The 24,886-nt window shown below is 59.7% G+C and carries 21 protein-coding genes; 7 read left to right on the top strand and 14 right to left on the bottom strand.

All coding sequences use genetic code 11. The features are described from left to right. The first annotated feature begins 138 nt into the window (after window positions 1-138). From BLS60_RS03310 to BLS60_RS03340, 7 genes are all read left to right on the top strand, one after another. Window positions 139-1,308: a two-component system sensor histidine kinase NtrB gene (locus BLS60_RS03310; RefSeq protein WP_092364591.1), complete on the top strand. Its 1,170-nt coding sequence runs from the start codon at window positions 139-141 to the stop codon at window positions 1,306-1,308. 100 nt (window positions 1,309-1,408) lie between these two features. Continuing rightward, window positions 1,409-2,851 carry an ATPase domain-containing protein gene (locus tag BLS60_RS03315; RefSeq protein ID WP_070881750.1) on the top strand — a complete coding sequence of 481 codons (1,443 nt, stop codon included), beginning with the start codon at window positions 1,409-1,411 and terminating at the stop codon, window positions 2,849-2,851. 28 nt (window positions 2,852-2,879) lie between these two features. After that, window positions 2,880-3,242 (top strand): response regulator transcription factor, encoded by a 363-nt coding sequence (locus BLS60_RS03320; protein ID WP_092364594.1) that lies wholly within the window; start codon window positions 2,880-2,882, stop codon window positions 3,240-3,242. 334 nt (window positions 3,243-3,576) lie between these two features. Further along, entirely contained in the window at window positions 3,577-5,079 is a 1,503-nt protein-coding gene (locus BLS60_RS03325) for an ATP-binding protein (RefSeq protein WP_092364597.1), read from the top strand. Between the two features lie 475 nt (window positions 5,080-5,554). Then, window positions 5,555-6,661, top strand: coding sequence for a nitroreductase family protein (locus BLS60_RS03330; protein ID WP_092364600.1), 1,107 nt, complete (start codon window positions 5,555-5,557; stop codon window positions 6,659-6,661). Further along, window positions 6,658-7,974, top strand: coding sequence for a flippase (locus BLS60_RS03335; protein WP_092364603.1), 1,317 nt, complete (start codon window positions 6,658-6,660; stop codon window positions 7,972-7,974). The genes BLS60_RS03330 and BLS60_RS03335 overlap by 4 nt, the downstream gene beginning before the upstream one ends. A 1-nt stretch (window position 7,975) precedes the next feature. After that, window positions 7,976-9,169 (top strand): polysaccharide pyruvyl transferase family protein, encoded by a 1,194-nt coding sequence (locus tag BLS60_RS03340; RefSeq protein WP_070881560.1) that lies wholly within the window; start codon window positions 7,976-7,978, stop codon window positions 9,167-9,169. 103 nt (window positions 9,170-9,272) lie between these two features. Here BLS60_RS03340 and BLS60_RS03345 read toward each other — a convergent pair whose 3' ends face one another. The 14 genes from BLS60_RS03345 to BLS60_RS03410 all read right to left on the bottom strand — a co-directional run bounded on the left by BLS60_RS03345 (window position 9,273) and on the right by BLS60_RS03410 (window position 24,871). Further along, a complete protein-coding gene (locus BLS60_RS03345; RefSeq protein WP_244153350.1) occupies window positions 9,273-10,064 on the bottom strand; it encodes a WecB/TagA/CpsF family glycosyltransferase in 792 nt (263 codons plus the stop codon). A gap of 289 nt (window positions 10,065-10,353) precedes the next feature. After that, window positions 10,354-11,337, bottom strand: coding sequence for a phosphoribosyltransferase family protein (locus BLS60_RS03350; RefSeq protein ID WP_070881558.1), 984 nt, complete (start codon window positions 11,335-11,337; stop codon window positions 10,354-10,356). A gap of 257 nt (window positions 11,338-11,594) precedes the next feature. Further along, on the bottom strand, window positions 11,595-13,025 hold the full coding sequence (locus tag BLS60_RS03355) for a mannose-1-phosphate guanylyltransferase/mannose-6-phosphate isomerase (RefSeq protein WP_070881557.1): 1,431 nt from the start codon (window positions 13,023-13,025) through the stop codon (window positions 11,595-11,597). Then, window positions 13,022-13,774 carry a WecB/TagA/CpsF family glycosyltransferase gene (locus BLS60_RS03360; RefSeq protein WP_244153351.1) on the bottom strand — a complete coding sequence of 251 codons (753 nt, stop codon included), beginning with the start codon at window positions 13,772-13,774 and terminating at the stop codon, window positions 13,022-13,024. Before BLS60_RS03360 ends, BLS60_RS03355 begins: the two co-directional genes overlap by 4 nt. Before the next feature lie 62 nt (window positions 13,775-13,836). Further along, window positions 13,837-14,601 (bottom strand): glycosyltransferase, encoded by a 765-nt coding sequence (locus BLS60_RS03365; protein ID WP_070881556.1) that lies wholly within the window; start codon window positions 14,599-14,601, stop codon window positions 13,837-13,839. Then, window positions 14,564-15,847 (bottom strand): hypothetical protein, encoded by a 1,284-nt coding sequence (locus BLS60_RS03370; RefSeq protein ID WP_092364612.1) that lies wholly within the window; start codon window positions 15,845-15,847, stop codon window positions 14,564-14,566. The genes BLS60_RS03365 and BLS60_RS03370 overlap by 38 nt, the downstream gene beginning before the upstream one ends. A gap of 70 nt (window positions 15,848-15,917) precedes the next feature. Further along, entirely contained in the window at window positions 15,918-16,379 is a 462-nt protein-coding gene (locus BLS60_RS03375; RefSeq protein WP_092364615.1) for a GDP-mannose mannosyl hydrolase, read from the bottom strand. Beyond that, window positions 16,379-17,356: a GDP-L-fucose synthase gene (gene fcl / locus BLS60_RS03380; protein ID WP_092364618.1), complete on the bottom strand. Its 978-nt coding sequence runs from the start codon at window positions 17,354-17,356 to the stop codon at window positions 16,379-16,381. The genes BLS60_RS03375 and fcl overlap by 1 nt, the downstream gene beginning before the upstream one ends. 2 nt (window positions 17,357-17,358) lie before the next feature. Continuing rightward, window positions 17,359-18,483: a GDP-mannose 4,6-dehydratase gene (gene gmd / locus BLS60_RS03385; protein ID WP_092364621.1), complete on the bottom strand. Its 1,125-nt coding sequence runs from the start codon at window positions 18,481-18,483 to the stop codon at window positions 17,359-17,361. 60 nt (window positions 18,484-18,543) lie between these two features. Further along, complete coding sequence (locus BLS60_RS03390; RefSeq protein ID WP_092364624.1) at window positions 18,544-19,698, bottom strand: glycosyl transferase family 2; 1,155 nt, start codon at window positions 19,696-19,698, stop codon at window positions 18,544-18,546. A 31-nt stretch (window positions 19,699-19,729) separates the two neighbouring features. After that, a complete protein-coding gene (locus tag BLS60_RS03395) occupies window positions 19,730-21,094 on the bottom strand; it encodes a lipopolysaccharide biosynthesis protein (RefSeq protein ID WP_244153352.1) in 1,365 nt (454 codons plus the stop codon). A 22-nt stretch (window positions 21,095-21,116) separates the two neighbouring features. Next, the gene (locus tag BLS60_RS03400; RefSeq protein ID WP_070881549.1) at window positions 21,117-22,463 is read right to left on the bottom strand and encodes a UDP-glucose dehydrogenase family protein; all 1,347 of its coding nucleotides are present in this window, start codon (window positions 22,461-22,463) and stop codon (window positions 21,117-21,119) included. 56 nt (window positions 22,464-22,519) lie between these two features. Then, window positions 22,520-23,911: an undecaprenyl-phosphate glucose phosphotransferase gene (locus tag BLS60_RS03405; protein WP_070881548.1), complete on the bottom strand. Its 1,392-nt coding sequence runs from the start codon at window positions 23,909-23,911 to the stop codon at window positions 22,520-22,522. A 234-nt stretch (window positions 23,912-24,145) separates the two neighbouring features. After that, window positions 24,146-24,871, bottom strand: a complete 726-nt coding sequence (locus tag BLS60_RS03410; protein WP_092364630.1) for a tyrosine-protein phosphatase — start codon at window positions 24,869-24,871, stop codon at window positions 24,146-24,148. Window positions 24,872-24,886: the final 15 nt, after the last annotated feature.

A 24,886-nucleotide genomic window follows, 5' to 3' on the forward strand; every position in this document is an offset into this window, starting at 1 on the left:
GTACTGTTTTTATATACAGATATCAGGCTGGATGGTATCTGGCAATCGACACGAGATGGGCGGGACGCATATCGCGCTGTCGTTCGATGCGCTTAGCGGACTAAACTGCACCTCCATCGCCGCCTTGCACAGGCCATCATGAGCAGCCAATCAGCCCCCCTTTCTCCAAGTACGTTGACTGAACGGCATTATGAGTTGCTGGTTCAGGCTGTGGTCGACTATGCGATTTTCATGCTCGACCCCGATGGCCATATTGTCTCGTGGAATGCCGGTGCGCAGCGCATCAAGGGTTACGAAGCCGGCGAGGTGATCGGGCAGCACGTGTCGGTCTTCTACACCGACGAGGACCGGCACAGCGGCAAGCCCAGGCAGCTCATCGAGCGGGCGTTGCATGACGGCCGCGCGCAGGACGAAGGCTGGCGCATGCGCAAGGACGGAACGCGTTTCCGGGCGCTGGTGGTGATTGATGTGATTCGCGATGAAGCAGGCATGGTCATTGGCCTGGCCAAGATCACCCGTGACATTACCGACCGCCACGAAGCCGATATGCGCTATGACGCGTTGCGCGCACAACTATTTCAGGCGCAGAAGCTCGAGGCCCTGGGGCAACTGAGCGGTGGTATGGCTCACGATTTCAACAACCTGCTGACGATCATTCTCAGTGCCGCCAAACTGGCCAGCCGGGCCAACAATCCAGAGCGCCTGGCCAGCCTGCTCGCCAGCATCCAGGACGCAGGCGAGCGCGGCGCGCAGTTGACCCGCAATCTATTGACCTTCGCTCGCTGCGAGCAGATGCCCCGACGCCTTGTCGACCTGAATGAGCTGCTCGATGTCGCGTATGCCTTCATCAGCCAGGCGCTGCCCAAGACGATGAAGCTGCAGATGCGCTTTGCGCCCGGCTTGTACCGTGTCGAGCTGGATCCCGGCCAGCTGGAAATGGCAGTGCTCAACCTGGTGCTCAACGCCAGAGATGCGATGCAGGGCAATGGCGTGGTGCAGTTGCATGCGGAAAATCGCACGCTGCACGGCGATATTGACGGCCTGCACGGTGAATTCGTCCTCATATCCATCATCGACCATGGCACCGGCATCGATCCGGCCATTCGTGCGCGACTGTTCGAGCCGTTCTTCACCACCAAGGACATCGGCAAGGGCACGGGGTTGGGCCTGAGCCAGGTTTATGGTTTCGCCCGCCAGGCAGGCGGCTGCGTGCATGTCGAAAGCGTCCCAGGGCAGGGCACCACGATGATTCTTTGTTTGCCGATGGCTGGTGGGGAATCAGCAGTTGCAGGTGTACGAACATGTTAGTATCCGCAAACCGCTTTTCCGGTCAGTGCGTTAGCCAGTGGGAAGAGCACTTTCAAGCGTGGATTTTTACTGCGTATTTTCGACTGAGGCAGACCAGAACTTGGAACAGCTACAACGCCTAAGAAGTGGGATCGAAGGGCTGGACGCTTTGTTGAAAGGCGGCCTGGTTGCTGGCGCATCCTATATCGTTCAGGGACGCCCCGGCTCGGGCAAAACCATCTTGGCTAATCAGGTTGCGTTCAATCATGTGCGCGACGGTGGCCGTGTTCTCGTCGCCACGTTGTTGGCCGAATCCCACGAAAGGCTCTTTCAATTCCTTTCCACGATGACATTTTTCGATCCGGCCAAGGTCGGTGCCGAAATCCAGTTCGTCAGCGCGTTCGACACGCTGGAAAACGAAGGGCTGGATGAAGTCGTGAAATTGCTACGTCGCGAGATCAGTCGGCAAAAAGCCACACTGCTTATCGTTGATGGCCTGCTGAATGCCCGCTCCAAGGCGGAAAATCAGATCGACACCAAGAAATTCATTTCCGAACTGCAGGGTCATGCCGCATTTGCCGGCTGCACCGTGCTGTTCCTGACCAGCTCGCGTCTTGACGATGGCAGCCCCGAGCACACCATGGTCGATGGTGTGATCGAGCTGGGCGAAGAGCTTGTCGGTGCGCGCTCGGTACGCCGCATTCACCTGCGCAAGACCCGCGGCAGCGGCGCGTTGTCCGGCCTGCATGAGTGTGAAATCACTGATGACGGCCTGGTGATTCACCCACGCCTGGAAAGCCTGTACAGCAAGCCTACCTACCCCGACAGTGTTGATTTGGTGCGTGTTTCCAGCGGCGTGCAAAGCCTGGATATGCTCATCGGTGGAGGGCTCTCCGAGTCGTCCGCTACCTTGGTCATGGGCCCGTCGGGGGTTGGCAAGACCAGCCTCGGATTGAGCTTCCTGGCCCAGTCCACGGTCGAGTCGCCGGGCCTGCACTTCGGTTTTTATGAAACGCCGCAGCGCCTGCGCCTCAAGGCCGACGCGCTTGGTCTGGATCTGCGTGCGCTGGAAGAAACCGGCGCGCTGCACATCATGTGGCAGCCGACCACCGAGGGCTTGCTCGATGGCCTTGGCGCACGGTTGATCAAGACCGTCGAAGAAAAGGGTATCAAGCGCCTGCATATCGACAGCCTGGGCGGTATGGCCCGTGTGGCCACTAGCAGCGCGCGATTGATTGAGTTCTTCAGCGCCATGATGAGCCAGCTTCGTTCCATGGGCGTGACGGTTTTCGCCACCTGGGAGATGCGTGATCTGTTCGTGGCCGAGATCAATGCACCGGCACCCGAGTTGTCGAGCATTGTCGATAACCTGATTCTGATGCGTTTCGTGGAAAAGGATGCTGAACTAAAACGCCTGTTGTCCATTCTGAAAATGAGGGATAGCCATTACGACGCGTCTCTCCTCGAAGTGGTCATTAGCGATCATGGTATTGAACTGAGCAAGGCATTTAAAAACGATGCAGGTGCCTTGTCAGGGACAGCGTTACCGGCTCAGGAAGCCTGAGCAATATGCCTGATCGAGCCTACGGACTATGACAACCATCCTAATAGTCGATGACGAATATCTGATTGCAGATATTCTCGGCTATGCCATGGAAGACGAAGGCTACATGGTGGTCAAGGCGAGCAACGGCCGCAGAGGCCTTGAAGTACTCGACCGCGAACGGCCTGAGTTGGTGATTACCGACTTCATGATGCCGATCATGGATGGCCTTGAGTTCGCCCGCGCAATACGGGCGAGAGCACCTTCGGTCGATCTCCCCATTATCCTCATGAGCGGCGCGCAAGGCAGTGTCGGGCGCTCCAGCCCCGAGTTGTTCGCGGCGGTGTTCGACAAGCCTTTCGATATCAATCAGGTTATTGCCAAGGTCAAGGAACTGATCGGCCCCTGCTGATTCATCCGTCCTGATATCGGCGTGCACTGCGCCTTGCTGACTTCCCTCCTAACGCTGTTATTGCTGGAACGCGCCACTTCCGTGGCGGTCGAACGCTGCGTATACCTTTCGGGTCTTGAGCGCGCCTATGCGACTCGAGCCGCACGTTGTGTCGAGAGCAGAAATCCATGGATGAGGTCGTAGTACGGGCGCTTGTTGTTGCCCGGTGGAGCATTTGCCTCTTTGTGCAAACCATCAATGCAGGCTGGTCGAGTGCCTGTCACGCGCGCGCGCAGGCGATCGCCGCTTCGTCTTCCCTGCACAGCGCTGCAACGTTTCGCGCAGGGTGCTCAATATGCGCGTGCTGATCTGTAGTGACGAAGCAGACCTCTTGCTGCCGTTGCTTGCCTCATTGGATTTGACCATCGATCTGTGTGACAGCGGCGCCATGCCGGGTGCGCTGACACCTGAAGTGGGCGCCGCATTGATCGCCGAAGAGGCATGGGCCAGGCTGGGTGAGCAGCTGCGCGCTGAGTTGCAGCAGGCAGCGATTCCACTGATCGTGCTCGGGGCCGCGACACAGGCGCAATCTTGCGCGACGTTCAGTACCCCCGGCGTCATCGTGCTGGAACGGCCATTCACCTCTCGATCGCTGTGCAGCTGCCTGACGGCATCGATCAAGCGTCCGACAGATGCTCTGGGAGACGGCGATATCGACCTGGCGTTGCTGCAGAGTCGCAAGATGACGGCTATCGCGTCGCTGACCGGCGGCATTGCCCATGACTTCAACAACATGCTTACAGGCGTCATCGGCGCGCTCGATATCATGAAGCGTCGTGTCGCCAAGGGTCAGTTGGACGGCATCGAACGCTTCATCAAGGCCGCCAGCGTTTCTGCGGATCGAGCCAGTGCGCTGACTCAGCGGCTGTTGACCTTTTCTCACCGACAGCCGATGGATGCCAGGCCTGTCGAGGTCGATCCGCTGCTCGCCTCGCTCGAGCTTCTGATCCGCCGCACGGTGAGTGAAGGCATCGCATTGCGCAGTGACTATCAGCATGGCAATGCGAGGGTCGTGGTGGACACCCGGCAATTGGAAAGTGCCATCCTGAACCTCGCCATCAATGCGCGCGATGCGATGCCCGATGGTGGGCAGATCAGCCTGCAGACGTCGTTGGTCACCTTGGGGCAGAACAGCATCACGGCCTTGCCGGCCATGCTGCCGGGCAGATACCTGCTGATGGCTTTTTCCGATACCGGGGTTGGCATGGACAGGGACGCGCTGGAGAAAGCCTTCGATCCCTTTTACACCACCAAGTCATTGGGGCAGAGCAGCGGCCTTGGCTTGTCCATGGTGTACGGATTCGCTCGCCAGAGCGGGGGGCAGGTGACCATTCACAGTACGCCGGGTACGGGGACAACGGTGCGCCTTTATTTGCCGGTCGATGAGCAGTTTTCGACCGAGCAGCCGCTGACTGACGAGGCACAACCACAGGCCGTGGCGGCACATCGCGTGTTGCTGGTCGAAGGCGACTCGGCGGTGCGCCTGCTGGTTTCCGAGGTGCTGGCTGCCATGGGCTGCGACGCCGTCAATGCTGCCGATCCATTAGCTGCTATCGATTTGCTGGCCTCCACCGCGCCGTTCGATCTGCTCATTGCCGATAACGACTTGCCCGGTATGACCGGCGTGCAGCTATTCGATATCGCTTACCAGCACAGGCCCGACTTGCCGGTACTGCTGATAGCAGGGAAGGGCGACTCGCTGCCCACCATGGCCCACCCACTGAAAACCATTGGCAAGCCATTTTCCATGCGCGAGCTGAGCGAAAGCCTTGCCGACATGCTGCCCCCGAGAGGCTGACGGCATCGCCCAGCCAGTTGCCTCGGGGCGCGGATTGATCTCGAAGGCGCTACCGATTCCTCTCACCACCCGATCAAGAAGCCCGTTCTAGAAGCTGGCGGGCGGGCGCCGAGAACCTTCCAGCAACTTTTTGACAGGAATGTACCCCGGCGCGGAATCAAAGCGTTGCTCCGTAGTCCTAAACCGTGACAACGAACAGCGGCCGCCCATAACGCTGCTTCCAGCCTGCGAAGCGCTGGGTTGGCCATCCCCCTGCCTAAGGCTATCAGTCAGCCGATTTTCCTTACGCTCCAGGCGAAGGGGCGCTGAAGGGGTGCGGTGGACGGCGAGCTGTTTGCGCTCGTCAGGAAGGGTATTGGCGGCGCACGGGTGCTTGCGGTTCAGCTGGTAACTGCCTGCGCCTATCAATCAATGTCGCCGTACCGCTACGGCGACGGTGGGGGAGATATTAACCATTGAACGGTAGACACGGCCTATGAAAATGTTGAAGGAATCCCTCAAGAAGGTATTACCTCGGGACAGCATCGACAGCCTTAAGGGGTTGCAGAAGAAATTCGCCATAGGTTGGATTCGGGCGCTGTCGCGGTCGGCCACGCTGCGCCGCTTTCACTATTCGTTCTTCTCCTCGGCGTTCGACCGCGAAGCCTATGCAGTGGTGGTCGGCCACTTGCAGCATGAAGAAAATCTCTCCGGCGCTGAGCCGGTGAACTATTTCCTGCGCCGTGCCGTGCACCGTATCGAGAAAGGCCTGATCATGCAGCCTCGGCGCGAGGTATTCGCCCTGGACTACATTGGTGACACGGTCGACAGCTACATCGCCTCGCTCAACGGCAACGTGGATCGCGACGAGGTCAGCTGGGCGCACGATGTGCTCGCCGAGTATTTTGCGGTGACCAGTGAACACCCGGTAATCAATCGAGCGCGAGAGAAGTTCGCGCGTATCGAACGACCGGCCGGTTCGCCAAGCAGCCTGCGTACCCCTGGTGCCAACCGCGTGCCGTTTGTCGCGGACGTGAGCACGCCAAGCGTGGATTACACCGCCATGCGTCAGCTGTCGATGAAGCGCCGTTCGGTGCGTTGGTACCAGGATCGCCCGGTGCCGCGCGAGGTGATCGACAAGGCCGTGGAAGTCGCCGTGCAGTCACCGAGTGCTTGTAACCGTCAGCCTTATCGCTTCCTGATTTTCGACGATGCTGTGTCGGTGGCGCAGGCATCACGCCTGCCTATGGGCGTTGCTGGTTTCGATCACAACTTCCCGGCGATTGTCGCCGTGGTCGGTCGTCTGCGCGCCTATCCACACGTACGTGATCGTCACGTCATTTATATCGACGGCGCGTTGGCCGCGATGTCGTTCATGTTCGCGCTGGAAGCCCAGGGGGTTTCCTCCTGCTCGATCAACTGGCCGGACATTCCCGAGCGTGAGGAGGCTGCTGCCAAGCTGCTCAAGCTCGATCCGGACGAGCGCATCGTCATGTTCATCTCGCTTGGCTACGCCGCGGACACCGGTCTGGTGCCCTATTCGCAGAAGCTGTCGCTGGAAGAGGCCCGTACCTACGGGCAGCTGGAGACGTCCAGTCGATGAGCGCTTCGCGTGTCCAGGAGGGCATGAAATACCTCCTCAATTCGGGTTGGATGCTCGCCGAGAAGTTTCTGATGCTGGCCATCGGGCTGGCGACCACAGTCGTACTGGCCAGATACCTGGGGCCTGAAGACTTTGGTTACCTGAACTACGCGCTGGCGCTGCTGGGTTTGCTCAGCATCGTCGTGCACCTCGGGCTGACGGGGCTGGTGGTCAAGGAGCTGCGCAGCAACCCGGAAAACGAAGATCAGATCCTGTCCACGGTGTTCGTGATCAAGGTGAGCTGCTCGGTGGTCGCCTTCGCGATCATGATGGGCACTTACTTCCTCGGTAACGACCGCAACTTTCTGGTGCTGCTGTTCACCGCGCTGGCGTTGTTCTTCACGCCGTTCGAAATGCTCATCGACTGGTTCCAGGCGCGAGTACAGGCCAAGTATGCGGCGGTGGCAGGTTTCGTCGGGCAGTTGGGCGGCAACGGTCTGAAGATGATCCTGGCCATCGCCGGTGCGGGCCTGGTGTATATCGCCCTGGCCCACGTCGTGGTGGTGATGGTGACCTCGGCGATTCTGGTGTGCTACGCGGTGATGCTCAAACGGTCGTTCCGTTTCGACTTCTCCTGGCCGCTGGGCAAGGCACTGCTGAAGAAAAGCGTGCTGATATTCCTTGGTTCGCTGTCTGCGGTGATCTACCTCAAGGTCGATCAGATCATGCTGCAGTACATGCTCGGCGACTACGCCGTTGGCGTGTACTCGGCGGCGTCGCGCTTATCGGAAGCCTGGTACCTGATCCCGACCATTCTGATGGCTTCGGTCTTTCCCAAGATGATCGACCTCAGCAAGACCGATACGGCCGCCTACAACCGTTTTATGCAGGTGGCGCTGGACGTGTTGTTCTTCACGGCCTTCGGCTTGGCGGTGGTGGTTTTCCTGTTGTCCGACTGGATCGTGTTGGGCCTGTACGGCGAGCAGTACCGCGACGCCGGCGCTGTGCTGGCGGTGCATATCTTCGCGGCGACTTTCGTGTTCATGCGTGCGCTGTTCAGCAAGTGGATCATCATCGAAGAGGCGTTCATCTTTTCTCTGGTCACCCAGGGGCTCGGGGCCGTGAGCAACATCGTGCTCAACTACTTCCTGATCCGCAGCCACGGTGTTGTCGGCTCTGCCTGGGCGACGCTGATTTCTTATTCCATCGCCGGTTACGTGAGCCTGCTGCTGTCACGCAGGACACGGCCGCTGTTCATCATGATGACCAAAAGTATTTGTTTGCACGCCTTCATCAGCGTGCCTCAGTTGATTCGTGAATTCAGGAGAACGTGATATGTACGTCGAGATTCGCAAAGCCGGTTTCGTCAACAAGGGGGCTGCATTGATGTTGCACGCGGCCCTGCAACAGGTGCAGCGCAATCTTCCCGCTGCCAAGGTAGTGATGGAACCTGGTCGCGCCAAAAGCCCCTATCCGTATGTCAACCGCGCGTCTCTTGGCCTGTATCAGAAAGCCTGGCTGTGGCGCGCCGGCATCCCGTTCGGTGACCTGGCGGCGGTGGTGCCTGCCGGCATTCGCGAGCAGTACGGCGTGGTGCTGGACAAGGAAGTGGACGTGGTGCTCGACGCTGCTGGCTTCGCCTACAGCGATCAGTGGGGCCCGGATCTGTCCGAGGAGTTGGCGCGTTCCAGCAAGCGCTGGAAGAAGAACGGCAGCAAGGTGATTCTGTTGCCCCAGGCATTCGGCCCGTTTCGTGACCAGAAGAGCAAGGACGCGGTTAAGGCCTTCGTCGAAAACTGCGACCTGATCTTCGCCCGTGAGCAGATCTCCTACGATTACCTCACCGAGATCGTCGGCGAGCGTGACAACATCAAGCTGGCGCCGGATTTCACCAACCTGATCACCGGTACGCTGCCGAGCTATTTTGACCCTGAGATTCATCAGGTCTGCGTGGTGCCCAACTGTCGGATGCTCGACAAGACTGGCGACAGCGTTGCCCAGGGTTACGTGCCATTTCTGCAGCGCGCGACCAAGATGCTGGTGGAACGAGGCGCCAAGCCGTTCCTGCTGATACACGAAGGCGAGGGCGATGCACGCGTGGCCGAACAGGTGTCGCAAGCGGTCGGTGGCCTGCCGATCCTGCGTGAAACCGACCCGCTGGCCATCAAGGGTATTCTTGGCGCCTGTCGTGGCACCTTGGGCAGCCGTTTTCACGGTCTGGTCAGTGCGCTGTCGCAAGGCGTGCCATCACTAGCCACTGGCTGGAGCCACAAATACCAGATGCTGTTCGCCGATTACGGATTCGCCGAAGGCGTGCTGAACATCAACCTCAGTGACGAAGAGCTGTCCAGTGCCCTCGACTATCTGACGGATCCTGCACAGATGCAGGCGCTATCGACGCGCCTGAATGCTCACTCGGGCGAGCTGAAAACACGTACTCAGGCGATGTGGAACGAGGTGTTCGAGCTGATCGGGCAGCATGGCAGTACGCAGCTAGCCAAGGGCGTCGCGCTGGGCGCCGGCCGCTGAGCATAAAGCCGTCTGGTCAACCCAGGCGGCGCATCTCTATAGGCACCATAAAAATGCCCCGGTTGAGCGATCAGCCGGGGCATTTTCGTTTCGGGCAGCCTGCTCAGGACTTACGGTTGTAAGCACCCTGCTCGCTGACGCGGACTGTACTGCCCAGGCCGTTGCGTACCACGTAGTAAAAAAACTGCGGAATCCCGATCACGTAGCGCTTGAACAGGCGACGGGGCTCTTTGACAAGCCGATAGGCCCACTCCATGCCAATCTTGCGAACCGGCAGCGGGGCGCGGCTGAAACGCTCTGCGGAGAAGTCGAGGATCGCACCACCGCAGATCATCAACGCCGGACCTTTCAGCGCACGCTGCAGCTTGATGGCGACTTCTTCCTGCTTGGGCATGCCCATGGCGAGAACGATGATTGGCGTCTTGCCTGGCTGGAGGTGCTCGGCGACGAATTCAGGGTAGCTGTCTGCATCGCGAAAACCATCCGCGGCGGTGAAGGGCCGCCCCTTGAACAGGCGGGCAGCGCCCTCGCTGAGCCAAGGCTCTTGAGTGCCAAGGGCGAAGAACTGAAACCGCCCGGTATCACCGTCCAGGTGCTCGATGAGATCGGGAATGAAATCCGTACCGTTGAGGTTCGCGCGCGGTTCCCTGCCGTTCAGCTGGCACGCGACCTTCACGCCGATGCCATCGCGCAGCAGATAGTTCAGGCGCAGGAAGTTGCGTCGTACATCCTTGTCGGCATGAGCGATGTTATAGCCATGTTGATTGAGGAACCCTAGAGTCGTGGGCGTCTTGACCTCACGCAGCTCGGTCAGCAGGAGCTCCTGCTTTCCTTCATCAACCAGCTTCAATTTCGTTATCAGCGGGTCGTAGAGCTTGGGGAACGTAAATTTCACAGCAAGAACCTCGGTCATAACGTTGCGATCAAGTTATTGGTACATCGTCACGAGGGTAAGTTCACCACCCCCCGATGAAGTTTTAAATAACCTCATTGGCCATTTAGATGACTTCAAGCGGATAACGCTGCATGCGCCCGGTATCGCGGGCTCAGGCGGAGGGAATCGAAACTGATGGCCAATTGCAATTTATGCGTGTCCGACAGGCGGATGCTGGCACGCGGTCAGCATCGCTAAATCGGTGCGTAAGCACCGATTTAGCGCGCTCGAGCGGGGACTGAAGTTTTTACTAAGCGCTGTTGGTATCAACCGGGCGAGTGAACCGGGTCAGTAACCGGCGTACTTTATTCGCTAAACGCTGTTTGAAATTACGCGCTTTTCGTACGGCTTTTATTTGTAAGGTTGCGAAACTTCGGCCTGGTACATACATGCGATTGTTTTCAATGCAGTAAACAGGTTTATTGGATTGCACCATGATTTCCACAGCCTGGTGTTGTTCGCTTTCAACGAAGAGCATGGAGGCGTGCATACGTTTATATACACCTGCCTTGAAGGCATGGTGAATATTCAAGCGTCGACGTTCTTCCGCGGTGGGCAAATCAAGCATGTGCAATTGCCCATACTGAACGTTATTGGCGCTGAGCCAGGCTTCGGTCTGGGGCCGATATTTTTCGAGGCGACTGGTGACTAGGTTGGCCACCTTGACCGATGGAATGAACAGCGGTTTGGCGGTGTTGAGGAAGTTGACGTACAGCGGGCCGTCGTCGTTCTGCTCGGGTGTGGGATCTTCACAGAGGACACCGTCGATATCCAGGCAGGCGTTCTCGATGAAGTGGTGATGCATGATGTTCCACTCGAATACTCGGGGTTGTTCGAGTTCTTCGAGGTGCACGTCTACCCGATGGCTGTTACCTGGCGTGGCGAATGCCGCGAAGGTCAGCACGGCACCCTGATACACATCGACCACTTTGCTTACCGCCTCCTGCATGGCTGCGCCCGTGGCAATGCTGTCGTCGACCAGAAGAATTCTGGTTGCGTCCCATGCCTGCTGCAGATGGCCGAACTTGTAGGTGCGCGTGGAGCCGCGTTTGAGCGCTTCATTGCGCAGAAATGACTGCAGATCAATTAGCGGCAGGTTCAGCTTCAACGCAATGATGCTGGCGACGAGCATGCCGCTGCGCGGTATACCGACAATCAGTTCAACATCCGGGGGTATCTTGCCGGCCTGCTTGTTCACCAGATCAGATAGGTCGCTAATACTTCTGTAGTTCATGGAAGCTCTCCTTTATGGCTTCGAAATCAGCTTTGGTAATCCGATGTTTTATCGAGTCGCATGGGTACGCGTCAGCGCGGAAAGCGCCGATGGGCAGGTGCAGCAATAAAAAGGTGCAAGTGTCCGGGGAGGACATCTTCGATAACCGGAACAGTGCAGAGAGGGCTGCGGGGGGCGTCCGGCGGTTAAGCGGTTAAGCGGTTGAGGGTTGATGGGAAAACGGTAGCGTCAGGTTGCCCTGACGCTACCGCGGATGATCAGGCCGCGGAAACCTTGAGTTCCTTGACCCGGCCATAATTGTCGGAAAAACGAACGATATCGTCTTCGCCGAGGTAGGTGCCGGACTGTACTTCGATCAGCTCAAGCGGAATCATGCCCGGGTTTTCCAGGGCGTGAATCTGGCCGATCGGAATGAAGGTCGACTGGTTCTCCGTGACCATGTAGGTCTCGTCGCCGTTGGTCACCTGAGCGGTGCCGCTGACCACGATCCAGTGTTCGGCGCGGTGGTGGTGCATCTGCACCGACAGCTTGGCGCCCGGCTTAACGGTGATGCGTTTAACCTGATAGCGCTGACCCTGGTCGATCGAGTCGTACATACCCCACGGGCGATACACCTCGCGGTTGTTGAGGTGCTCGCAACGCTCTTCGCGCTTGAGCTGCTCGACGATGCGTTTGACCTCCTGGGCCTTGTCCTTGTGCGCGACCATGATCGTGTCTTTGGTTTCGACGATGATCAGGTTTTCGACGCCCACGGTGGTGACCAGGCGGTAATCGGCGTGTACGTAGTTGTTGTGGCTGTCGTGGCTGAGCACGTCGCCCTTGTGCACATTACCCTGGGCGTCCTTGTCGCTGACATCCCACAGCGCGGACCAGGAGCCAATATCGCTCCAGCCGGCGTCCAGCGGCACCATTACCGCATCTTCGGTTTTTTCCATTACGGCATAGTCGATGGAATCTTCCGGGCAGGCCGCGAATGCTTCCTTGCCGATACGCACGAAGTGCATGTCCTGCTCGCTCTGGGCGGAAGCACGACGGCAGGCGTCGAGCATTTCCGGCTGCCAGCGCTGCAACTCTTCGAGGTAGCGGCTGGCGCGGAACATGAACATACCGCTGTTCCAGAAATGTTCACCGGAGGCCAGATAGCGCTCGGCGGTCTCGCTGTCGGGCTTCTCGACGAAGCTCTGCACGGCATAACCGCCTTCGCCAGCGGAGGCGCCTTTCTGCAAATAGCCGTAACCGGTTTCTGCGTGGGTAGGCACGATGCCGAACGTCACCAGCTTGCCGGCCTGGGCGAAGGGCAGGGCGGTTTCGATGGCGCGGTGGAAGGCGTCGACGTCCTTGATCAGGTGGTCGGCAGCCAGCACCAGCAGCACCGGGTCATGTTCTTTTTCCAGGGCCTGGATGGCCGCCAGGGCGACCGCAGGCGCCGTGTTGCGGCCAACAGGCTCAAGCAGAATGCTGGCGTTGTCGATGCCCAGCGTGCGCAGCTGCTCAGCGGCGAGGAAACGATGCTCCTCGTTGCAGATCAGGCACGGCGGACTGACTTGCAGGCCGTCCAGGCGGCGGATGGTCGCCTGCAGCATGGACAGCGAATCGTCGGCGATGGGCAGGAACTGCTTGGGGTTCAGTTGACGCGAAAGCGGCCACAGGCGCGAGCCGTTACCGCCGGAAAGAATGACAGGAATCATCGTGGAGCTCCTCCCATGAAGAGTGATTGCCGTAGTTTGAATTCCCTGAGCAGGATCGGCAGGATGCGAAACGCGTCGCGCGCGTAACGGCCTACCAGCCGGCGCGGCTCGGTGAAGGCGCGGTGCAGCCATTCCAGGGAACAATGTTGCACCCACAGGGGAGCACGCTGGATTTTCCCGGACAGAAAGTTGATCGATGCACCCACGCACAGGCCGATGCCGACAGCCTGGTCGGTTTCGAGGATTTTCTGCGCGAGGATTTCCTGGCGCGGGCAGCCCACCGACAGCACGACCAGATTGGACGGGTGATTGACCACGAAGGAAAGGCACGCCTGGATTGCTTCTTCGCTGTCGATAAAGCCCATCGGTGGGTTGTGGTGGTGAAACGTAATGTGCGGATAGCGTGCGCGCAGTTGCTGGATGTCGGCATCTTCGCAGCCGATAACCGTCACGTTCCAGGCGCGAGCCTCGGCGATGCCAATCAGCTCCTCGGTGAGGGTGCTGCCCGGAATGGCGTCCTGTACCGGCACCTTGAGCATGCGCAGCAGGGGTAGCAGTACGCGGCTGTCACAAATGCGATGGCGAGCTACGGCATACGCGCGCTTGAGGTCGCGATCGGTTTCCAGCTGCACCACGTGGTTCACATTGGGCGTCACGATAAAACTGTACTTGTCGGTGCTGTGCTCGACCAAGTCATCAATCAACTGTTCTTTTGAGCCTGCGTAGAACTCGATATCAAAAGCTTTCATCAACACTTCCTTGCGCCACTGGCGCGTGCTGCGCACGGGTATGGGCTGTTGTTGCTCGCGGTTCATTTGCCCAATGCCGCTTTCAACAACTTGCTATGGGTATGCACGTAGTGCAGGACATACAAAGAGATACTGTGCAGCGGTGATAGTTTCATGACCTCCCGACGGATGCGCATGTCTTCCTTCAGCGCATCGAAACGGCGGCTGGTGGATACGCCGGTGGTGTCGAAGATGCACAGCGGCGAGGCGACCTTGAGAACGTCGCGCTTGTGGTCTTGGCCCTGGAGGAATTCGACGATCATGCAGTAGTCCGCCGACAGCTTGTAATCGTCGCGAAAACGCACGCTGCGCAGCCTTTCGTTCTCGAAATACATCGCCTGGTGGCTGGATGGCATGCCCAGCACCAGGTGCTCGATCTTCTTGGCGCTCTGCGGAGTGAGGCGGCCTTCAGCGTTTTGCAGGTAATAGTCGCCGTAGACGTAACGCGGCTTGCTTGGCGCGCGCTCGATGGCGTCGGCAACCTTCTGCAACACGTTTTCGTCGTAGAACGAGTCACCGCTGTTCAGGAACAGGGTGTAGCCCTCGGTGGCCGATCCTTTGATCAGGCCTTTGTTCATGGCGTCATACAGGCCCTTGTCACGCTCCGAGGTGATCTCGGCGTAGGGCTCGTCAACGGTCGCCAGCCACTCGGCGCCACCGTCGGTGGAGGCGCCGTCGACGACGATCCAGCGGAAGTTGCGGTAGGTCTGGGCGGCCACACTCTGGTAGGTCTGTTTGAGGCCTTCCAGATTATTCCAGTTGATGGTCACGATACTGAAGGTTGTCATGGCGTGTGCCTCTGAGCTCTCGAGTCGGGGATTTTTCCGTTGCGTAAGCGCGGGAGAAGTAAAGGAAACAGGCGGCGCCGATGCCCAGTACATCACCGCCGTACATCAGCGAGTTGGACAGGAACATGTTGAGCATCTGGAACCAGAAGACCAGCTGGAACGCGCTAAGCAGCGGACCTTTTTGCGGGCAGCGCTTCATGATGCGCAGGTAGCCCGCATAAAAGATCAAGGCGATCAGCGGCGTGAGGAATCCGTAGCGGTAGTACACGCCGAAGATGCCCACATCCGACAGGTAGAAGTGCTGGTTATAGAGCGCCCCGAAGCCGCCTTTCCATTGCAGCGACAGCGAGCCCATGCCGATGTACCAGTTGTCGGCGACTGCGCCCAGGATGATCGCCGTGGTGGTGTCACGCACGCCTGGCCCGGTGGTCGCTTCATCAAGCAGCGCCTCGAATTTGGCGAACTGCTCGTAGTAGAACTCGGGAAAGATGAAATACGAGGCCACCAGGATCGTGGCTGCCAGCAGGCCGAGTTTGATCAGCGAGTCGATGCGGTCGCGGAAGATCCACAAGCCGGCCAGGCACCAGATGATCATGGTTTGACGGGTCTGCAGTACCAGCCATAAGTAGGAGGCGAAAAACAGCAGGGTGCATACTTTGAACAGCGAGATGCGTTCTTTCATGCTGTACATCAGCATGAATGCGCTCAGCGTCACGTAGCTGGAACCGATACGGAAACGGTTGGGCCGCAACAGCACGTCGCCGGCATCCTTGGCGTCCACGGTGAACGAAACGTTGCCGTTTTCCGGGATGATACCGAAGTAGTAGCAATAACCGACAAACGCACAGGCCAGGCCCGAGTAAAGGAAGAACGTCTCCAGATGCTTTTGCGTCGGTGACGTCTTGATCATCAAGAACAGCGCCGGGAAGAACACCAGATATGCCAGGCTGCGACGCTCTTCGAGCAAGCCGTAGAGGAACGGCTGATCGAAATTGAGGTTGGCCAGAATCGCCGAAATCACCGGCAAGGCAAGCCCCATGAAGAGAATCCATAGGCTGGTTTTGGACTGGTAGACGCGTCTCCAGACCAAAAACAGAGCCGCAGCGCTGCCCACCACAGCGAGCAGATACATCTCGCGCAGGAAGGGGATGCCGGCTTTCTTGTCATCGGTCAGGAAGAAACAGGCCGAGTTCAGAACGAACAAGATCAGCAGCAGATTGCGGTATGCCAGGAGTTGCTTGAACAAGCTCGCGTTCCCATATCGAAATTGTCTTGGCTCGCAAGCCGGTACCGCAGAGGTGCGGCTTGCGAGTGCTTCAGTACAGCGCCTGCAGGTAGTCGCGCGTATTGCTGTGGATACGCGGTTCGTCGCGCATTGCCTCCAGCGGCCACCAGCGGTAGCGACCATGCTGCACGCTGGGCGGTTGCACGGTTTGCTCGGCACTCAAATCCAGAGCGTAAGCGATTACCACGTAGTGAGTGTCTGGCGCATCGCCAAACACGCTGTCGTCATAAAAATGTTCGTACACGCCGAGTAGCTTGCCCTGGGCGCGTTTGAATGCCTGGCCCAGTTCATCCTGGGTCAGGCGTTCGAAGGCAGCATCCAGGCGTTCATTCTTGAGAATGCGCCCACCTGGTGCGAACCAGCTGCCCTGGGCGGGGCGGTTGAGCCGCTCGCCCAGTAGCAGCTCGCCCGCTGCGTTGCGAACCAGCAGATCGATAGACACCAGCGGGGTGCTGGCGACTACCGTCTTGAAGGTGTCGGTCGGCAGGAACATCAGCTGCGCACGTCGTCGATGTGCTCGACGAACCAGCGATACGCATCGCGCAGGCCGGTTTCCAGGTCGATGCTCGCCGTCCAGCCCAGCTTGGCCAGGCGCGATACGTCCATCAGCTTGCGTGGCGTACCATCGGGCTTGCTGCTGTCGAAGCTCAGGCGACCCTGGAACTCGGTGACCCGCGCGATGGTTTCTGCCAGCTCGCGGATGGTGCAGTCCTGCCCGGTGCCGACGTTGATGTGCGAGAGCATCGGCTGGGTGTGCGCCTGGTAAGTGGCGTCATCCAGATTCATCACGTGGACGCTGGCGGCGGCCATGTCGTCGACGTGCAGGAACTCGCGCATCGGCGTACCACTGCCCCAGATCACCACCTCATCATCGCCACGCAGGGTCGCTTCATGGAAGCGGCGCAGCAGGGCGGGGATGACGTGGCTGTTTTCCGGGTGGTAGTTGTCGTGCGGGCCGTACAGGTTGGTCGGCATCACGCTGCGGTAGTCGCGGCCAAACTGGCGGTTGTAGCTTTCGCACAGCTTGATCCCGGCGATCTTGGCGATCGCGTAGGGCTCGTTGGTCGACTCCAGTACACCGGTCAGCAGCGCCTCTTCACGCATTGGCTGCTCGGCATGCTTGGGGTAGATGCACGAGCTGCCCAGCGACAGCAGCTTGTTCACGCCGGCGTTATGCGCGGCGTGGATGACGTTGGCTTCGATCATCAGGTTCTGATAGATGAAGTCGGCCGGGTACTGGTTGTTGGCGTGGATGCCGCCGACCTTGGCGGCGGCCAGGTAAACCTGGTCGATGCGCTGGTCGGCGAAGAAGCGTTGCACGCTGGCAGGGTCGACCAGGTCCACGCTTTCACGCGGCGCGGTGATGATGTTCTGGTAGCCCAGGCTCTGCAGGCGGCGCACGATCGCCGAACCGACCATCCCGCGATGGCCGGCGACGAAGATGCGCTGATCGAGAGAAGTCGCGCTCATCCTCAGTTCTCCACGGACACCGGCATGTCGTGGCCGTGTTCCTTGAGCAGGGCATGGCGCTGAGCGACCTTGAGGTCTTCGCGAACCATTTCGGCGCACATTTCCTGCACGGTGATTTCCGGCGTCCAGCCCAGCACGGTCTTGGCCTTGGTGGGATCGCCCAGCAGGGTTTCCACTTCGGCAGGACGGAAGTAACGCGGGTCGATGCGCACGATCACGTCACCGACCTTGAGAGCCGGGGCCTTGTCGCCGTCGATACGCTCGACGATGCCTTGCTCGTCCACACCAGTGCCTTCGAAACGCAGGTGCACACCCAACTCGGCCGCCGACCAGGTAATGAATTCACGCACCGAGTACTGCACGCCGGTGGCGATCACGAAGTCGTCTGGCTGCTCCTGCTGCAGCATCATCCACTGCATGCGCACGTAGTCCTTGGCATGACCCCAGTCACGCAGCGAGTCGATGTTGCCCATGTACAGGCACGGCTCGAGACCCTGGGCGATGTTGGCCATGCCGCGGGTGATCTTGCGGGTCACGAAGGTCTCGCCACGACGCGGCGACTCATGGTTGAAGAGGATGCCGTTGCACGCGTACATGCCATAGGCTTCGCGGTAGTTGACGGTGATCCAGTAGGCGTACAGCTTGGCGACCGCATACGGCGAGCGCGGGTAGAAGGGAGTGGTTTCCTTCTGCGGGGTTTCCTGCACCAGGCCGTACAGCTCGGAGGTCGAGGCCTGGTAGAAGCGGGTTTTCTTTTCCAGGCCCAGCAGGCGGATGGCTTCGAGGATGCGCAGGGTACCCATGGCATCGACGTCAGCGGTGTATTCCGGTGCTTCGAAACTGACCGCAACGTGGGACTGCGCGCCGAGGTTGTAGACCTCGTCAGGCTGCACTTCCTGGATGATGCGGGTCAGGTTGGACGAGTCGTTGAGGTCGCCGTAGTGCAGGATGAAGTTCTGGTTGTCGACGTGCGGATCCTGGTAGATGTGGTCCACGCGCTGGGTGTTGAACGACGAGGCACGACGCTTGATGCCATGCACCTGGTAGCCTTTTTCCAGCAGGAATTCGGCGAGGTAGGAGCCGTCCTGGCCTGTGATACCGGTGATGAGCGCTTTCTTCTGTTCCATTGCAATACCTGCGATGTTCAATTGATTGGGGGGCTAAGTTCGGTTGCTGAACGCGGTCCGTTAGGTCGCACGCTTGAACAGCAACTGAAGACGTTCCATGACGCCAAAAAGAATGATCCGTACCGACGGAAACTTGTAAAAAAACCGGTAGATGTCGTACTCCGTTTTGGGCCGCGACAGGCTGGCGCCGTCGATGTCGGCCGAGTCGATCAGGGCTAGGCCCTCACCTTCGATGTTGTGCAGGATGCTCAGTTCCATGGGCTTCATGGAAAGGCTGAAATTGTGCAGGCCACGGGCTTCCGTGCGGGTCAGTTGCAGCCCGCTGCGGCAGGTTTTGCAGCCATAGAGATTGACCGTGAAATCGTAATCGGCAAGCACCGGGTTCTGACGTTTGACGCAGGCGGGCAGCAGCTCGCAGAAGGCGTCATAGATCGACACGCTGTTCTCACGTTTGGCGAACTGGTAGTCGATCGGCTGCTGTTGAATCGGCACTTGGAAGCGCGAAGAGGCGATATTGAAGTGCTGGCCCGGGTCGCCGAAGTTGGTGCTCAGCGAGCGGAACGGATACACGAAGTACAGATCGTGGGAAATGATGTAGGCGGTAAACAGCTTGAGCCATGACGATTCCGGCCAGCCGCGGATATCCGCCGGGATACCCTCAATGTGACTGATATCGGTGCCATTGCTTGCCAGCCATTGGCGGAAGCCCTGCCAATGTTGGCGCGACCAGGCCTGGCCCCAGGACGCTGCCATCTGCATGAAATGCACGGCCGAATCGCCATCGTCGATCGGCGTGAAGGGCAGGTTGGCGGTCTGGTTGAATTGCACGCTGTACAGGCTGATGCCGGCCACGCCGGCATCGTCGGCATAGGCTTGCAAGGCACGCGAGGTGTACTCGTAGAAGAATGGCGACACGAACAGGTCGTCTTCGAGAATGATCACGTCGCCGTACTGCTCGGTCAGGTCGCCGCAGCTCAACACGTGCTGGCGCAGGCCCAGGCGCTCGGGGTGGGCGATGATGCGCTTCTCGCCATGCGGCCAGTCGAATGCTTCAGCGACCTTGCGCGGCTCGGGGTTGCCGGAGTTGTCCAGGCTGATCACCAGGCGAATATCGCCTTCGGGATAACGCGCCTTGATCAGCGAACCGAGCAGGCGGCTGAGGCTTTTCGGCCGGTTGTAGCCGATGACGACGATAGTGGGCAAAGGTGCGGTCATAGGATCGAAGCCAGTCTCTGATGAAAAAGGATTAGGGGCGATCACGGCGCGTCTGCCGATCTGCCTTGCTGTGCCAGTTGCGTGCGGCGAACAGCACGCTGGCGATCAGGCTCAGGTAGATCAGGATGCCGGCCGTAGCGAACGCCATGACGGTCTGTTCGGCCTGTTCCAAGAACAGCGCGCCAGCCATCAGGGCAGCGATGCGCAGCACGGTGCTGAGCACTTCAAAAACGAGAAATTGACCTTGTAGGGCGAGGGCCGGTACGGCGACGGTGCACGGGCGGCTGACGAAAATCATGTATTCGGCCAGGGCCAACCAGCGCGCGTACTCACCGGCCATCGCCCACTGCTCGCCGAACGCCAACGCGAACAGTTGCGGGCCGAAGCAGAACACCACCGCGAATGGCACCAGGCCTACCACAGCCAGCGCGCCTGTGGCCTTGGCCAGCATGGCGGCAATCGGCTGGTGGTCGTTGACCGCAGCGCTGATACGCGGGTAATAGACGTCGGCGACCGATTTGCCAATCAGTTGCGTCGGCACATTCAACGCTTGTTTGCACAGGGCAAAGAAGCCAGCCGCGACCGGGCCGAAGAACACCGCGAGGACCAGCGTCGGCAGGTTCTGCGACACTGCGTTGATAAGCATCTGCGGGGCGCGATAGAGCGGAAAGTCCTGGTAATGCGCGGCGAGCTCACGGGTACCCATGGCCTGCTGCTCGGCCGTCGCCGGGCTGGCATCGGCAACCGAGCTGCGACGCAGCCCCCAGTTCAGCATCGCGGTATGTAGCAGTGGCCCGAAGGCGGTGCTCAGCAGCAGGGTGGCGGGGCTGGCATGCGCCAGGCCGACTGCGATGCGCAGACCGTTGTGGGCGATGGCCTGCTGTACCGCTACACCTGCGGTAAGGCGGTAGCGCTGCTTGCGAATCAGCCATTGCTGGGTGACTTCGAGTGCTGCGCTGGCCAGCAGCACCAAGGGCAGCAGCATCAGAAAAGGGGTGATCTGAGTGACGCCCGCCTGGCTGGCGAGCGTTTCGCCGAACAGGGCGATGAACACCGCCGCAAGCAGCGAGAAGCCGCTGGCAATCAGCAGTGACAAACGAATCAGACCACGGGCATCGCTATCGCGCCTGGGCAGCACGATGGCGATCGGATAGGTGAGGGCGGCAATCGGGACAAGCATGAACGCCAGGCTCATGAACACCCCAAGGACGCCGTAAGCCTCGGGCCCGTAGAGGCGAGTGATCACTGGCATCAACGCCAGGGTGATCACCTGCGCGCCGGCAGTGCCGGAGGCGACGGTGGCGATGTTGCGCAGCACCGGGCTGCGCAACGCCGCCCGGCTGGTTGCGCCGAGGCGCGTCCAACGGGTGGCGGGTGCCGAGATTTTAGGTTCCATGACGTCCATTGTCGGAATGGTCTCAGCCGTTCACTTGCTTGCGGCCGATGCCGTAGTAGTCGAAGCCTTCACGGTTCACCTGGCTGAGGTCGTACTGGTTACGGCCGTCGATGATGACCGGCTGTTTAAGCAGCTTCTTGAGCGCCTTGAAGTCCGGGCGGCGGAAGGGCTTCCACTCGGTGACCAGCACCAGTGCGTCGGCATCGATGGCCGCTTCGTATTGACCGTCGACAATTTGCAGGCGGCCTTCGCTGAGCCAATGCTCGGGGAACTCGCGCACGGCGGTTTCGCGAGCGATGGGGTCGAACGCTTTGACCTTGGCACCGGCGTTGATCAGGCTGTTGATCAGCACCACGCTTGGCGCTTCGCGCATGTCATCGGTACCCGGCTTGAAAGCCAGGCCCCAGACGGCGAAAGTGCGGCCTTTGAGGTCGCCTTCGAAGTGCGCGGCCAGCTTGTTGAACAGCGACTGCTTCTGCTGTTCGTTGCGCGCTTCAACGGCTTGCAGCACCTTGGGCTCGAAGTCGTTCTGATGGGCGATGCTGATCAGCGCCTTGACGTCTTTCGGGAAGCACGAGCCGCCGTAGCCGCAACCGGCGTAGATGAAGTGGTAGCCGATGCGCTGGTCCGAGCCGATGCCCAGGCGCACGTTTTCGATATCCACATCCAGACGGTCGCAAAGACCAGCGATCTCGTTCATGAAAGAGATCTTCGTTGCCAGCATGGCGTTGGCGGCGTACTTGGTCATTTCCGCATCGCGCACGCCCATGAACTTGATACGCGGGTTGTTGCGAATGAACGGTGCATACAGCTCGCTCATGGCCTGGCGAGCGCGTTCGCTGTCGGTGCCGATGATGATGCGATCCGGGTGCATGAAGTCATCGACCGCGGCGCCTTCCTTGAGGAATTCCGGGTTGGAGACCACATCGAAGCTGATGTCCTTGCCGCGCAGTTCCAACTGCTCGAGGATCTCGGCACGCACCAGATCAGCGGTACCCACCGGTACTGTGGATTTGTTGATCACGGTGGTGTGGCGGGTCATCAGGCTGCCGATCTGGCGGGCTACTTCCAGCACGTAACGCAGGTCAGCGGAGCCGTCTTCACCAGGCGGCGTGCCGACGGCAATGAAGATGATGTCCGACTGTTCCATGGCTTCCGGCAGTGCGGTAGTGAACAGCAGGCGACCGGCCTCGAAGTTCTCTTCCACGACGGTATCCAGACCCGGTTCGTAGATCGGCAAAACGCCGCGCTTGAGGTTTTCGATCTTCTTCGGATCGACATCCACGCAGACAACCGTGTTGCCCATCTCGGCGATACAAGCGCCGGTGACGAGGCCGACGTAGCCGGTTCCAACGACAGTGATGTTCATGGATACAAATTCCTTGAGTGAGCGTTAATCGTTACGAGGCGCCAACGGGGCGCCGTTTAATAAATGTCGCGAGAGAACAGGGTGAAGGGCGTCTTCACCAGAATCTTGATGTCCAGCCACAACGACCAGTTGTTGATGTAGGCCAGATCCTGTTCCACGCGCTGTTGCATCTTTTCCAGCGTTTCGGTTTCGCCGCGATGACCGGTCACCTGAGCCAGACCGGTGATGCCCGGCTTGAGACGATGGCGGGCCATGTACGCGAGGATCTTGTCGCTGTAGTAGTTGTTGTGCGCCACCGCGTGAGGGCGTGGCCCGACCAGCGACATCTCGCCGCGCAACACGTTGAGCAGCTGCGGCAATTCGTCAATCGAGGTGCGGCGCAGGAAGCGGCCAACCGGGGTAATGCGCGGGTCTTCACGCGTCGCCTGCTTGACCTTGCCGTCGTCGTGCATGCGCATGGAGCGGAATTTCCAAACCAGAATCACGCCACCGTTCCAGCCGTGGCGCGGTTGCAGGAAGAACACCGGGCCGGGCGAGGACAACTTCACTGCGATCGCCGCGACGATGAACACCGGGCTAAGTGCAACCAGCGCCAGGAAGGCGAGGGTGCGATCCATCAGCTCCTTGCTGAACACCGCCGCAGGGTGCGAGCTGACCGGGCTCTCGTTGAGGTAGATGGCCGGCAGCTGTTCGATCTGCGAGATGGACTGGTTGAGCAGCGGCATGCTGCCAAAGTCCGGTACCCAGACGACGTCGACGCTCATGTCGAGCAGGTCGATATAGAGCTTCTCGATGTGCGAAATCTCGTCCAGCGTCAGCGCGATGTACACGCGGCGCACGCCGTACTGTTCAGTGACTTCACGCAGCTGGTGCAGCTGGCCAAGGATCGGGAAGCGGCCATCCTGAGTGTGCGCGTCGTCGCTGGAGGCCAGCAGGCCGATCAGCGGCACGCGGTTGGACGCCGTCAGGCGTTCAGCCAGTTCATGGGCCTTCTGGCCCGAGCCGATGATCAGCGAGGCACGTTCATTGCGCAGCTTTTCCGAATGCAGGCGGGCGAAATAGCGCAGCGGAATGAACGCTATGGCCTGGGCCAGGAAACCCAGCAGCGCCCATTCACGCATGATCTCGAACGAGAAGCGCTCCAGGCTCTGGCTGAAATAGGCGATGAACAGCAGGCCGCCGAGGAGGGTGAGCCAGCCGGCCAGCAAGTGGGCCAGTCCTGTCAGGTAGCCGAAGCGTTTGTGGTAAACGCGCAGGAAACCATAAGCCGGCACCGAGCCGAGGACCGTCAGGACGATCAGCAGGCGATACTCGCTGGGCACGTCACCGTAGCGCTGGATGACCAGGTAGCAGAGCAGCATGCTGACCAGAGTAATGGCACAGGTCCATTGACCCCAGAACGTCAGCCCCCTGCGGTTTTCGGCAGGATTGATCCGTTTGGAAATCATTTGCGGCGATCCTCGTGCAAATCTTCTGTGAAGTGGTGTGCCCCCGGAAAACCCACGAGAGGCAAGCTGTCCTTGTGCGATGCGTATGGCGCGCACTGGGGCGAACCCGCGGCATGCACCAGTTGGTAGCTGTGGTGCGTCCTGTTGCTCATCGGTCGACGCATGGTTTGCAACCTCCAACAAATACGAATCCAGCAGCCTCAAACCAACAGGGCCGCGTTATCAGGCAGTCAACTAAGCGAAATGCTGGTGTGCGATGCGCCAGGGCGTGTCGATGACCAGACGTTCGGCCTCTCTATCGCCCAGGATCCGGGCGGCTTGCAGGAGACCTTCTTGTAATTGGGGGGGGCGGTGATCCAGGTTGTGGGCATCAGTCGCCATAATGCTGACAACGCGATGTCTCAGCAGTTCGTGAGCCAGGTGCATTGCACGTTCACCAAAGCGACCAGCGGCGGATGCCGCGGTAACCTGCAACAGGCAACCCTGCTCGATGAAGGGCTTGAGCTTGCTTGGCGTGTCCATCAGCACTTTGTTGCGCTCCGGGTGCGCGATGATCGGTACCACACCGTTGTCGAGCAGCCATTGAGTCAGCCGCTCGGCGCCAAATGGCATCTGGCCGTGAGGAAACTCCAGCAGCAAGGCCTTCTTTCCTTCCCACTGGCCGAGAAACGGAATGCTGCCGTCCATCACGCGAGTCATCAGCTCGCCGGAAAAACGCACTTCAGCTGCGGCGCCCACATGCAGGTCGATGCCCGCCGCACGCAGCGCCCGGTTGAAGTCCGTGCAGGCCTTGAGAATGCTGGTGCTGTCGTTGTCGTAGCGGCCAGCGTGAATGTGCGGCGTGCACACCACGTGACTGATGCCGTTGGCAACGGCCATGCGCGCCATGTCCAGCGCCGTGTCCAGGTCTGCCGGGCCATCGTCGATGCCCGGCAGCAGGTGGTTATGCAGATCAATCATCAGATACCTCCTCCT

Origin of the sequence: Phytopseudomonas seleniipraecipitans, from assembly GCF_900102335.1 — a bacterium.
Taxonomy (GTDB): domain Bacteria; phylum Pseudomonadota; class Gammaproteobacteria; order Pseudomonadales; family Pseudomonadaceae; genus Aquipseudomonas; species Aquipseudomonas seleniipraecipitans.